We start from the raw sequence: 11,564 nt of genomic DNA, 5'->3' as shown, positions 1-11,564 counted from the left end.
TGATACCCCAGCACTATAAAGTATAACAAGCCATCTTATAGGCACAGAGGCTAGATTTATTCTAGCCTCTTTTATTTTGACATGACCTATTATTTTATTATCTTGAAAGCAAAGGTTAAATTATGAATAGTGCTATTGTAATAAGAAAATATAAACGAGAAGATAAGGATGCTTTACTAAAAATTATGCATAATAATGTGCCTAAATATTTTGCAGAAACAGAGATTGATGATTATGAAGAGTATTTGGATAATGAGGTGCAAGACTATTATGTGGCTATAATGGATGAAAAAATTATTGCGGGAGCGGGGATAAATTATGACAAAGACAAGCAACTCGCTAAGATAAGCTGGGATTTGGTGGATACGGGTTATCATCACCAAGGAATCGGCAGTTTACTATTAAATCATAGGTTGGAAGTCATTTCGGCCAAGAAGAATATTAAGTCTATTATTGTCCGTACCTCGCAGCATGCTTATGAATTTTACGAGAAAAAAGGTTTCAAATTATTAGAAAGGCATATCAATTATTGGGCTGAAGGCTTTCATATGTATAAAATGAGTTATTCAAAATTACAATCTTCATAAAATGAACAATACAAAACCAATTGGATTAATACTCGTTGTCGTCGTGATAATTATCGGCATTTTGATGTTTGGGTTACCACTGTACAACGTATGGCAACAAGAAATGGCTGGCAAGGCCGAAATGGCCAAAGCCGAACAAAACCGTAAGATTCTGATTGAAGAAGCACGGGCTAGACTAGAAGCCGAAAAACTGAATGCCCAAGCGGAAGTAGAACGAGCAAAAGGAATGGCGCAGGCCATGAAATTGGAAAATGGCTCGCTCAATTCGATCTATAACCAATACCTGTTCATCCGTACATTGGAGAAGTTGGCAGACAAAGGTGATTTACCACAAATCATTTATATGCCTGCTGAAGGCTTGGTTCCTGTACTTGATGTCAATCATTCTAAAAAATTGGTTACTCCTACAGAGTAAATGGCTAAGGCGCACCCTATTCATGCTGTTCACGAAAAGTAGTTAGCCTAATAGGCAGAAGAATTTATAAAATAATAAAGCCTTTGTGTAATCACAAAGGCTTTATTATTAGTTAACTAACACATTAAAATTCCACTTGTATGATAGCTGGTAATGGGATGAGTACACCACTTTTAATCTGTACATACTTATCCGTTGCAGACCATACTGTAGTCTCCACGCGTAGCGGGCCATCCACTGTATTAAATACGATAGAGGCCTTAGACTTAAATTCATTACCTAACCGTTGAGCATCGCTCAATTTACTTTTGAGTTCTTCGGATTTATCCTGTGGAGCGGCTATTATTTTGTGATTAACTATATCTTCCTTTTCGATTAATGTTCCTATCATATGCATTTAAGTTTAGATCCGACACTGACTGTCCTTGTTCTAGTAAATATATAAAAATCGATAATTAAAGTAAAGAATAACGCAAAGAAATAAGCAATATTGTTACCCTAAGATTAATGTTGATTTGAAAATATTGCTATTGCTGTTTATAATCAAATCATGATCATTGCTATAAAGCAAACCTAATCGACTTTTATAATAATTAATTATTTCATTCTCTCCTTGATTCGTTAAGTAATGATTAACCCTATTACTCACTTCAAGCTTAATTTCCCCTCCTATTACTTGAATTCTGATACGAATGGGATATTTTTCCATGCTATTATAACCATGTACGATCGCATTCTGCACCAACGGAAACAATATAAAAGGATATATTTTTATTTCTTGAGCATCTTTTTTTTGAATGTCAAACTTTATGTAAAAATCCTGTGGAAATAGAGCTTTATAAGAAGCTATATAATCTTGCAATAGCAACATTTCCTCGTTCAAATCATATATTTTCGTATAATCAATTGCTAATGCTTGACCCAAATATTTTTCCACTACGCCCAGCCCATCCTGCTGCAATGCAGTCTGCAATAAATACTTATCGTATATCACGCGATGTACACTACCTTCAGCTTCAAGGTGTAACCTTTCAGGATCTATTACTTGATCATTTTTAAAAAGCTTGGAAATAAAGTTTACCATATTTAATCCAATCCTGATACACCACCCGAAACGACCAACTTCATCGCATCTGTCGCCGACATATTAAGTTTTTGAACGTGCTTAGCTTCTACCACTACTATTTGACCAGCAAAGGAATAAGAGTAAGGAAAATAAACTATTACTTCACCTTCTAATCCCAAAATTTTTAAGTCTCGTTGAGTCAAAAAACCAATCTTCTTTAAGCCCATTTCATTCACTTTTACCAACACCGGCTCATTGAACTTTTTAGCATCTCCCACAAAAGCTTCTGTGAAGTCTTTGATCGAAGAATACAATGTATTGAACAATGGAATACGATTTATTGTTCGTTTTATCCATTCACGAATAGGTTCGGTAACGAAAGTCGTAAATACAAAACCTACAAAAATCAATATTAGAATGACCGTAAGAATCCCTATACCCGGAATATAAAGCGGTCTACCCTCCCCGTCTTCCAGCAAGTGCTGTGAAATATTTAGTGCATTGTCTAAGGATGCAAAAATCCAAAGAATCAAGAATATTGCACCTGCCAGAGGCGCAATCACTAAAATTCCTTTAATTAAATAGTATAAAATTCGTTGAAAAAATTTTTTTAGCATTGCTTATCGTAGTTGATTATTCGTAATAATATATTCGTTTTACGCGAGAGGATATGCCCGTCAGCAATTCATAGGGTATAGTTCCGATCTGATGAGCCGCCTCAAGCAAGTCTGGAAAAACCACTACTTCATCACCTTCCTGCGCCTCGATACCTGTTATATCCAGCATACACATATCCATACATATATTGCCAATGGTAGGCGCCTGTTTCCCATTGATGAGCATTTTGCCTACGCCATTTCCAAATCGTCTGCTGTATCCATCTGCATACCCGATTTTTACCGTTGCAATTACAGAGTCTCGCTGGAGCACTCCTTTGCGATCGTACCCTATAGTTTCGTCCTGAGGCAAACGCTTAATTTGTGTAATCGTCGTTTTTAGCACACTGATTTCCTCCAAATCCATTCCAGAGTTTGCATCATAACCATATAATCCTATCCCCAAACGGACCATATCCAAATGCGCCTCTGGATGATGGACAATTCCTGACGTGTTACAAATATGACGAATAAAATCATATCCTATTGTAGATTTTATTCGATGCACCATATTTTGATACAAATGAATCTGCTCTTGTGTAAAGCTGCTAAAATGTGTGTCACCTGCCCCCACAAGATGGGAGAAAACAGATTGAATCTTGACCTGAGATTGATTTTCTAAAGTATCTAACAATAAATCTATCTCACTTTCACAAAATCCGAGTCTATGCATACCTGTATCCAATTTGATATGGATGGGATAGGCGCTCAGTTCTTTTCCTTTCAAAAAGTGAATAAAAGCTTTTAATATCTTTATAGAATATATCTCTGGTTCAATATTATATAAAATAATATCTTCGAAAGTACTTTCATGCGGACTAAGCACCATAATGGGAAGTTTAACACCAGCACGACGCAACTCGCTTCCTTCATCAACAAACGCCACGGTTAAATAGTCAACATTATTAAATTGCAAAATATTCGCGATTTCAAAAGATCCACTACCATATGAAAACGCTTTAACCATCGCCATGAGTTTGGTTGAAGGCTCTAACTTCGAACGATATTGTCGCAAATTATTTTCAATAGCTTTTAAATTAATCTGCATCACGGTCTCATGGGATTGTTGCGTCAGCCGCTTACTCAGCTCCTCAAGATGATATTTTCGGGCACCCTTTATCAGCACCACACTATCCGAGAAGTCTAGGCTATTATAACTTGCCAAAAGTGCTGCTGTAGACTCGAAAACTTGAATTTTGGCATCTGTAGACAACGTAAAATCACGAAAACGCTCTCCTACCAACAACAGTTCTTCCAAATCGATACGCATCAATAGATTTTGAAGCTTATGCTCGAAACGCGGCGTCCATTCTTCCCCTTCAAAATCACTTAAAACCAACTTCTTATACTTAAATTGATTTTGCTGATTCAAAAAATCCAAAGCAATGTTTAGCGAAGCAAGGTCGTTGGAATAGCTATCATCGATGATACTGCTGTTGTGCTTGCCTTTTTTCAATTTCAGACGCATATCCAATGGTCTCAATAATAGAATTCTTTCGCTGATAACCTCCATGCTATACCCCAATTCCAAAAGTACAAGCATACAGGTAAGACAATTTTCCAGGGAACCTTTGTCCGTAAAGGGCACTTTCCAACTGTATAAAATACCCTGATAGCATCCTTGCACATGATACGAATCTGCTAATTGCTCAATGTTTTTTATTCGCAATTTAGCCGTATCCTGCGTTCCCCACCTAATGATCCTTTCATCACCCAAAACATTTTCGGGAATATGGGTAGAGGGTGCTATTATTTTTTCTACTTGGCGGAACAACTGCCATTTCTCCTCAAATTTTACTGTTGTAGAGGTAAAACCTTCTTGATGAGCTGTTCCAAAAGAAGTAAAAATACCCCACGTTGGTTGAATAATTTGCTCCAAATGTGTCATCTCACCTACCGTGCTAATACCTGCTTCGATCAACGCTATATCATAATCATTGGACATATGCCACAGTGAAATAGGAACCCCTATCTGTGAGTTGTAACTTTTGGGACTTTGATATACTTTTCTATCCGCCTTGAGTAACTGCGCCAGCCACTCTTTGACAATAGTCTTCCCATTGCTTCCCGTGATACCAACTACCGGTATGTGAATATGCGACCGATGCATCGCGGCGACATGCTGCAATGCACGCACAGTGTCTTTCACCCATATAAAATTGGCCTCAGTGTACGCAGAAATATTAAAATTCAAATCCGAAAGGACAAAATTTCGCACCCCTTTCCGGTAGGCATCCGCCACATATTTATGGCCATCTTGCTGCCCCTTCAGGGCAAAAAACAACCCCCGTTGACCCGCATGCAGCTTGCGTGAATCATATGCAAGGCTATCAATTGATGACGAAGGATTGACAACGTGACTTTGAATGGGGTTTAGAAAATCTATAATTTGCGTTATCTCGTACATATGACTATTATTAGGACAAATTTCACCAATATTTTTAATAAGTCTATCATTTTTTCAAGATTTGTAATATGGATGAATTCGAGGGAAATAAAAAGAAATATACACCCAAGCAAGCAAAGCTTAAGATGGAGAGTTTTTGTGCTTATCAAGAGCGTGCGCAGCAAGAAGTGCGAGACAAACTTTATACCTGGGGCTTGCATAGCGAAGATGTCGAAAACATAATTGCAGAACTTATCACCGAAAACTTTTTGAATGAGGAGCGTTTTGCTAAAGCCTTCGTCCGTGGAAAATTCCGCATAAAAAAGTGGGGAAAGGTGAAAATAATCCAGCACCTCAAAGCGAAGCGTATTTCCTCCCCCTTGATTAAAATTGCTTTACGTGAAATTGATTTGGATGAATATGAAGAAAATTTGGATACTTTAATTCAAAAAAAAATAGGCAGCCAGGCCGATTCACTCAGCCTTTCTGAGAAAGCCAAATTGATGCGGTACCTACAGTCCAAAGGCTATGAAAATGATCTTATCTTTCAAAGATTAAATCGAAAGAATTCTTGATAATCAGATGACTAAATGAATCACTTAGAAACAATTATAAATTATATTTTTCTTATTTTTACAAATCAGATTTAGACAAATAGGTTAAGGTTAATATGCATAATTATGTATTTCCATATATAGTATCTCTTTTGCTGTTGGCAGCGATGTCAATAAAGACGACCTCCTATATTTTTAATTCGGATAGACCCCATCAGATAGAATTGAATGAGAATAATCATACAGAAAAGGAAACAAAAGAAGTAGAAAAGCAATTTGAAACCGAACCTCAAGTCTTAATTGAAAGTCCTTATATCATATCTTTTGGCATTATCAGTAATGATTTGGATTTTGATGAACGAAAAACTCCATTACCCTTAATACATTTTCAACTGCATTATCCTCCTCCCAACTTCGAAGCTTAACTTTAATCTTTCTCAAGTTTAGCTTATTACAACAATTTATTATTAAAATTTATCATTATGAAAATAAAATCATTCGTCATTATTGGCGCAATTATGGGATTTGTGTACACTGCAAATGCACAGCAACGAGTAGATGAAAAAGAATTGAAAGTAAATATTGAAACTATTTCTGAACCCATAAATATTATAAATAACTTAAAGCCAGTTACTTTTAATTTTAATACGGACAAATACAAAGCTTTTGAACTTCCTAAAAGCAAGCAATATGGTTTTGTAATTGAAAATACTAATACAGAAATAGTAGATAAAAAATCAAAAATCTATAAAACTGGAAAAAATGCTACTGGAACTTACCAGACTGAAGAAGTTAATAACGAAAAGCTTATTATCATCCGTGCCGTCTCCATTTGGAATAGTCAGGTATTGCCCCCGAGGACCAAAAGACACCTCGCCGACAAATGAAGCTTTGCCTGTTGATTTCTTAACTGCTAAAGCGAGCATACCTAACGAGATAGAATTGTGATCATTCGCAAAATAAGTGCTTATGTTTTCTTGGTTTGCGAAGTCATACTTCCAATAAGCATCTGCAGAACCAGATATATCAATGCCATTGGCATTTTCTTGCGCAAACGCACAAGCATTAATCATAAATAATGATAAAGGCATTAGTTTTTTTCTCATAAAATTGGTATTTAGATTGATTTAATAGGTTGATTTTGTATTATATTATATTTTTATCACATAATACAAGAAATGAATCATATGTTTTATTTAAATAAATAAAAAAAACATCAAAAAAAATAGATTTCATTAATTTTCATATAAAAATAATACAATTATTTCAATATAAATTGATACATATTGATATTTTAATTACAAAAACTAAATAAAAAAATTTAAAAGTCACACAAAACAAATTTAGAGTAACAAAATCTCAATAATAATGTTAAATAACACTTGACAAATCGGAAATTTATATTTTAGAAAATTTTAGAAAAATAGTAATAGATAGAAGAAGAGCAAAAATGTAATTTTATTTAAAATTATTCATACTGATTATCAAACATATGAGGTTACAAAGGCTTTAAAAGCTATATTTTATTTCAAAAACATTTTGCAGAAATGGATTATACCTCTATATTTGCATCATCAAATCGGAAGGACGCGATGTCCAGACAAGTTGAAAGACTTCAATAAGCGAAAATAGCTCAGCTGGTAGAGCACAACCTTGCCAAGGTTGGGGTCGCGAGTTCGAATCTCGTTTTTCGCTCCAGAGTCGCCTAGGTGGTGGAACTGGTAGACACGCAGGACTTAAAATCCTGTTCCTGTTAAAGGAGTGCGGGTTCGATTCCCGCCCTAGGTACCCAATGTGAAAAAGAGGAAAAATTCAGACCTAACTCTGGAATTCCTCTTTTTTTATTTGTTATAACTTGCTGAAAATAAACAACATACAAAAATACCAAATTAATCTTCTCGGTTCGACATTCGTTAGATTTTTTGCTATAACTCATTCCTTTAGGGAACAGGAGATATTGTATACGATGCTTCGTATTATAGTCTGCCGAAACCCACTTTAAAGGTAATTCAAGCGCGAATTTCAGTGTAAATGCTATGCTTTTTTCAAAGTTCGACACTTGTCTTGATAGCTTGCATAATTTTTCTTTATTTTCCTCCTTTTCTCTAACATAGCGTGTTCGATATTTGTTATACAACTCTTTGTTTATCTCCTCTTCTATATACCGTTCTTCCAACCTAGTTATCTTTTTTTCCATTTCTAAACATTCGCTTTGTAAAAGCTTAAGATCATTTTGTTTATCAGCTGTCAACTGATTGAATAAAACGACCGTCTGCTTTTTAATCAGTTTCATAACATCGGTAGTAGCTTCTATTTTAAAAGACTCGAGTATGTTAACAAACATATTATTGAGGTCTTTTGCATTCTTGTTGTTATTACACGCTTTCGTATTGCATTTATAGTAGTGCACATTTTTCTTTTTCACAATGTATCCTCGTAGAGGTTGACCACAATGACCACAATTTACGAAGCGTTTTAGTGGTATAGCAGCGTTTTCTTCGTTAATTGTGTAACCATGTGCATTATCTTTCATAAGGCCGTTCACACGAAGGAAAAGCTCTTTAGTAATAAGCTGTTCGTGATTTCCCTCAACAACCTTTCCTTCCAACATGTTGTGAACCATTAAACCACAATAAAATGGATTATGCAGTACCCGTGATATCTGCATACGTCCAATCTTGACCCCCTTCTCTGCAAGCCGATGTCTGATAGCTTCTCCAGTTATATTTTCATTTGCCTTCCACTGAAAAGCCTGTTTAATTAATCTACCTTTTTCATTAACAACTATTTTCCTTTTCCCATTTTCTCTAATAGCCAATAGGCGGATTTGTTGGCCAATCTCCCTTAAGAAGCATTTCCTTTATTCCTGCCATACATTTTTGTCGGCGAAGTTGATTATCAAATTCACCAAACAGGAAAAGCATTTTCTGCTGCATCTGTCCAGATGCGTTAGAAGTATCAATCGGCTGTGTGACGGAAACAATTTCGATCCCTAACTTTCTCAACTCATTAGTGAGCCATATGGAGTTATCATTACGAGAGAAGCGTTCTAAACTGTAAACAAGGATGTAGGAAACTTTACCTTTATACTTTTTCACGAAAGAAATCATGGACGTAAATTGCTTTCTAAACTCCTCTTCGATAAAAACTCGACGATCTTGTCTTTTTTCTAGATTAACAATATAAGTTGTAATTTTTCTATTCATACTTAATAAAAAATATCTTAGTTTAAAAAAATTGTTTACATACAACTAGAATCCTTTCTAAAATTTAAAACGTGTTGAAATTACAAACTGCCTTGGTCTTAATTCGAATGTGGACTGAACAAGCTCAATAGTATTCGAAAACTGCTGCACAAACTGACTGTTGTTTAATAAATTTTGACCATTCAGCTCAATATCTGTTTTCCATTTATCAACCCTATAACGATACGTTAAATCTAAAAAATATTGGTCTTTTTGACTTTTCATATTATTAGTATACAAGGAATTGCTAACGATCAACGAATGCTTTTCCGATGGATAAAATACCACATTCAAATAATGATTATTGTATATTGTCAGCTGTTCAGAGGTAGAGAAAATATTCTTATTTCGACCATAAGTCGTCTTGTAATCACCAGAAATAATGGTTGACAAACTATTAATAACCTCGACACTTCCGGATTGACCTCTCCCACGCTGCTTATCCAGTACACCATTCAGTAAGTAGTCTGAAATAGACCAGTTGATCGACGCATTCAACTTCACAACGGTTTTGAAACTTGAAAAAAAATGAGATACCCCTCCTGATAGGTTGTGACTTAGATTACGACTACCTTGATCTACAATCGTTGTTGTCCTTCTACCCAATTCATCTATAGAACTACTAAATATATAATCACGCTCGCCTTCCGAATAACTATAACGAAAATTGGCAAAATTGGCTTTCAATGTATTTTTATAATTATATCCGACAGAAGCAGATCGATTATCTGTTCGCAATAAACGTGCATCATAGCGTTGCATATTTCGGTATTGGCTAATGATATAGCCATTGTAAAAATTATTTAATCCCCCATAAGAATTACCCGCGGACAAAGAACTGGAAAATTCATTATTCGAATTCATCAGATAAGTCAGACTGGCAGAAGGATTAAACGTATTTTTCAGCTCATTATCTAATGTTTTCACGCCTTGCTGAAGAACGTTAAAGTAGTATGCACGATAAGGTGTTTGGATATTGAACTTCCACTTTGCTTTCTCCCAGCCTATTCGCATGATCAAAGCAAGATTCAACTGCGAATTATCCATATCATTGATATAGTCTTGACCTAATATCTTTTGTTGACCATTATTCGCAATTTCTACAGCAGTATTCAATTTATTATTATCATAGTTTAGTTCTAGAGTTGGTGTGATCGTCCAATATTTTACTTTACGCGTGAAACCCAAACTATTGTCTACAGATATCTTTTTGAATAGCACCTGTTGCGACATTTGTTCATACGGATTTCCTTCGTTTAATAAATCCTCAAACTGACCTGGATTGACCACTAATTGTTGTGGTGTTTTATTATACGTTATTGTTGAATTGATATTGACCAATTGCTTACCAATAAACCGAGCCATGGATAGGTTATTCATAAAAGCTTCATCTGTATACCTTTTATCTTGACCTATTTCTTCGATATTGTTAAAAAATAAGTTCCCTAAGTCTTTATTCCACTTTTTCTGAAACTTAGTACTATTTCTTAAAAAAATATTCTTTTCATTCTTTTCGAGAAGTAGTCCTACATCAAATACTTGATTTCGATAATTGTTATTGATATGCTCGCTACTGTAGATAATTTCGTCCGTTGTAAAATATTGCGTAGCTGTAAACCCCTCTCTTTTGCGTGTGTCGTGATAATACGACAAATTACCCTTTAGCTCTACACCGCTTTTGAACTTTTGTAGCGTATTCGTGCTAAATAAAAATATTTTATTGTCCAACCACTTTTTCTCATCAAAACTTGGACTTGACACATTCCTTACCGCTAGAAATGATTCTCCATTAGAAATAGTCGCTCGTGTCCCGAAAAACATTCCTCCCGTATAAAATGCACGCAAATCTTTCGAAGCATCATAGCCTGTATTGTTGGTTTGTAAAGAATTCACCATTTGAAAGGTTTTGCCAAAAGTCATCGGCGTCAAATTCAAATCCCAAAGAACTGGCTGATAGCCGACGCCTACTTTTCCGGTGCCTGTAGTCGTAAATTTCTTGAGCTCCAAATTCAAAGAAGCGCGATCCGAAAAAACTAATGAGTCCAGTATTTTAATAGGTTGGTCATTTTCGACCACTTGTACTTTCTTAACCGCATCTGCTGGAAGATTGTTATTAATCAATCCATACCGACCTTCCATCAGATCGAGGTTGTCGACCATATACTTTTGTATAGGTTTGCCTTGGTAAAGAATTTGATCACCTCGCATCTCAATACCTGGCAATTTTTTGATAATATCAGCAATCACACGATCTTGCTTAGAGGTAAAAGCATTCACATCATAATTGATCGTATCTTTGCGCTTGTAGATTGGCATATTACCTACTTTTACCTCTCCTATTTCGCGCGCTTGTTGTACCAATTGATAGGAATAATTAGCTGTACGATTAGCTACGACCACAGACTTCTTCGCATAATTCATATGTTGAAAATCCAATTGTACACTATCTACATCCATCACTTTCACCGACAAACTATATAAGCCATTATTATCCGATCTACCAAAACCCAATAATGCAACGTCACCTACCTTTTTGTACGTCACCGATACATTCGAAATAGGCTTATTGAGATCATCAACCAATTTACCCGAAATCTTAGTTTGAGCTAAGGCAATTTGACTCAATAATAGCATTACAAACACAAAAAACCTCAT

The 11,564-nt window shown here is 35.4% G+C and carries 12 protein-coding genes, 2 tRNA genes and 1 pseudogene; 7 read left to right on the top strand and 8 right to left on the bottom strand.

The window, feature by feature from the left end; all coding sequences use genetic code 11:
* The first annotated feature begins 122 nt into the window (after nucleotides 1–122).
* A complete protein-coding gene (locus EDC17_RS13200; protein WP_132778531.1) occupies nucleotides 123–587 on the top strand; it encodes a GNAT family N-acetyltransferase in 465 nt (154 codons plus the stop codon).
* Nucleotide 588: 1 nt separating this feature from the next.
* Nucleotides 589–1,002 (top strand): flotillin family protein, encoded by a 414-nt coding sequence (locus EDC17_RS13195; protein WP_132778530.1) that lies wholly within the window; start codon nucleotides 589–591, stop codon nucleotides 1,000–1,002.
* A gap of 124 nt (nucleotides 1,003–1,126) precedes the next feature.
* Here the strand turns inward: EDC17_RS13195 and EDC17_RS13190 are convergent, their stop codons facing one another.
* The 4 genes from EDC17_RS13190 to EDC17_RS13175 all read right to left on the bottom strand — a co-directional run bounded on the left by EDC17_RS13190 (nucleotide 1,127) and on the right by EDC17_RS13175 (nucleotide 5,131).
* On the bottom strand, nucleotides 1,127–1,393 hold the full coding sequence (locus EDC17_RS13190; protein ID WP_132778529.1) for a hypothetical protein: 267 nt from the start codon (nucleotides 1,391–1,393) through the stop codon (nucleotides 1,127–1,129).
* Between the two features lie 102 nt (nucleotides 1,394–1,495).
* Nucleotides 1,496–2,086, bottom strand: a complete 591-nt coding sequence (locus EDC17_RS13185) for a LytS family sensor histidine kinase (protein ID WP_132778528.1) — start codon at nucleotides 2,084–2,086, stop codon at nucleotides 1,496–1,498.
* Between the two features lie 2 nt (nucleotides 2,087–2,088).
* A complete protein-coding gene (locus EDC17_RS13180; protein WP_132778527.1) occupies nucleotides 2,089–2,685 on the bottom strand; it encodes a DUF502 domain-containing protein in 597 nt (198 codons plus the stop codon).
* A 16-nt stretch (nucleotides 2,686–2,701) separates the two neighbouring features.
* The gene (locus EDC17_RS13175) at nucleotides 2,702–5,131 is read right to left on the bottom strand and encodes a bifunctional UDP-N-acetylmuramoyl-tripeptide:D-alanyl-D-alanine ligase/alanine racemase (protein ID WP_132778526.1); all 2,430 of its coding nucleotides are present in this window, start codon (nucleotides 5,129–5,131) and stop codon (nucleotides 2,702–2,704) included.
* Between the two features lie 68 nt (nucleotides 5,132–5,199).
* Between EDC17_RS13175 and EDC17_RS13170 the strand changes: the two genes are divergently transcribed.
* The 3 genes and pseudogenes from EDC17_RS13170 to EDC17_RS17665 form a co-directional block, all read left to right on the top strand.
* The gene (locus tag EDC17_RS13170; protein WP_132778525.1) at nucleotides 5,200–5,685 is read left to right on the top strand and encodes a regulatory protein RecX; all 486 of its coding nucleotides are present in this window, start codon (nucleotides 5,200–5,202) and stop codon (nucleotides 5,683–5,685) included.
* A gap of 95 nt (nucleotides 5,686–5,780) precedes the next feature.
* Nucleotides 5,781–6,089, top strand: coding sequence for a hypothetical protein (locus EDC17_RS13165; protein WP_132778524.1), 309 nt, complete (start codon nucleotides 5,781–5,783; stop codon nucleotides 6,087–6,089).
* A 57-nt stretch (nucleotides 6,090–6,146) separates the two neighbouring features.
* Nucleotides 6,147–6,356, top strand: a pseudogene (locus tag EDC17_RS17665) (tail fiber domain-containing protein); the annotation flags it as partial.
* A 45-nt stretch (nucleotides 6,357–6,401) separates the two neighbouring features.
* On the opposite strand, the gene EDC17_RS13155 reads toward EDC17_RS17665, so the two are convergent.
* Nucleotides 6,402–6,770 (bottom strand): outer membrane beta-barrel protein, encoded by a 369-nt coding sequence (locus EDC17_RS13155; protein WP_132778522.1) that lies wholly within the window; start codon nucleotides 6,768–6,770, stop codon nucleotides 6,402–6,404.
* Between the two features lie 516 nt (nucleotides 6,771–7,286).
* Here EDC17_RS13155 and EDC17_RS13150 point away from each other — a divergent pair.
* Both EDC17_RS13150 and EDC17_RS13145 read left to right on the top strand, forming a co-directional pair.
* Nucleotides 7,287–7,362, top strand: a tRNA-Gly gene (locus EDC17_RS13150).
* A 5-nt stretch (nucleotides 7,363–7,367) separates the two neighbouring features.
* Nucleotides 7,368–7,452: transfer RNA gene (locus EDC17_RS13145), tRNA-Leu, on the top strand.
* Here EDC17_RS13145 and EDC17_RS13140 read toward each other — a convergent pair.
* The 3 genes from EDC17_RS13140 to EDC17_RS13130 are packed head-to-tail and all read right to left on the bottom strand — an operon-like array spanning nucleotide 7,418 to nucleotide 11,564.
* Nucleotides 7,418–8,482, bottom strand: coding sequence for a recombinase family protein (locus EDC17_RS13140; protein ID WP_132778521.1), 1,065 nt, complete (start codon nucleotides 8,480–8,482; stop codon nucleotides 7,418–7,420). The two genes, EDC17_RS13145 and EDC17_RS13140, sit on opposite strands and share 35 nt — an antisense overlap.
* Complete coding sequence (locus EDC17_RS13135) at nucleotides 8,472–8,870, bottom strand: recombinase family protein (protein ID WP_132778520.1); 399 nt, start codon at nucleotides 8,868–8,870, stop codon at nucleotides 8,472–8,474. The genes EDC17_RS13140 and EDC17_RS13135 overlap by 11 nt, the downstream gene beginning before the upstream one ends.
* Nucleotides 8,871–8,927: 57 nt before the next feature.
* Nucleotides 8,928–11,564: a TonB-dependent receptor gene (locus EDC17_RS13130; RefSeq protein WP_132778519.1), complete on the bottom strand. Its 2,637-nt coding sequence runs from the start codon at nucleotides 11,562–11,564 to the stop codon at nucleotides 8,928–8,930.

The organism is Sphingobacterium alimentarium (assembly GCF_004342685.1).
In the GTDB taxonomy this organism is placed as follows: Bacteria; Bacteroidota; Bacteroidia; order Sphingobacteriales; family Sphingobacteriaceae; genus Sphingobacterium; species Sphingobacterium alimentarium.
Note: the sequence above shows the minus strand (reverse complement) of the source record. Positions and strands in the feature narration are given on the sequence as shown.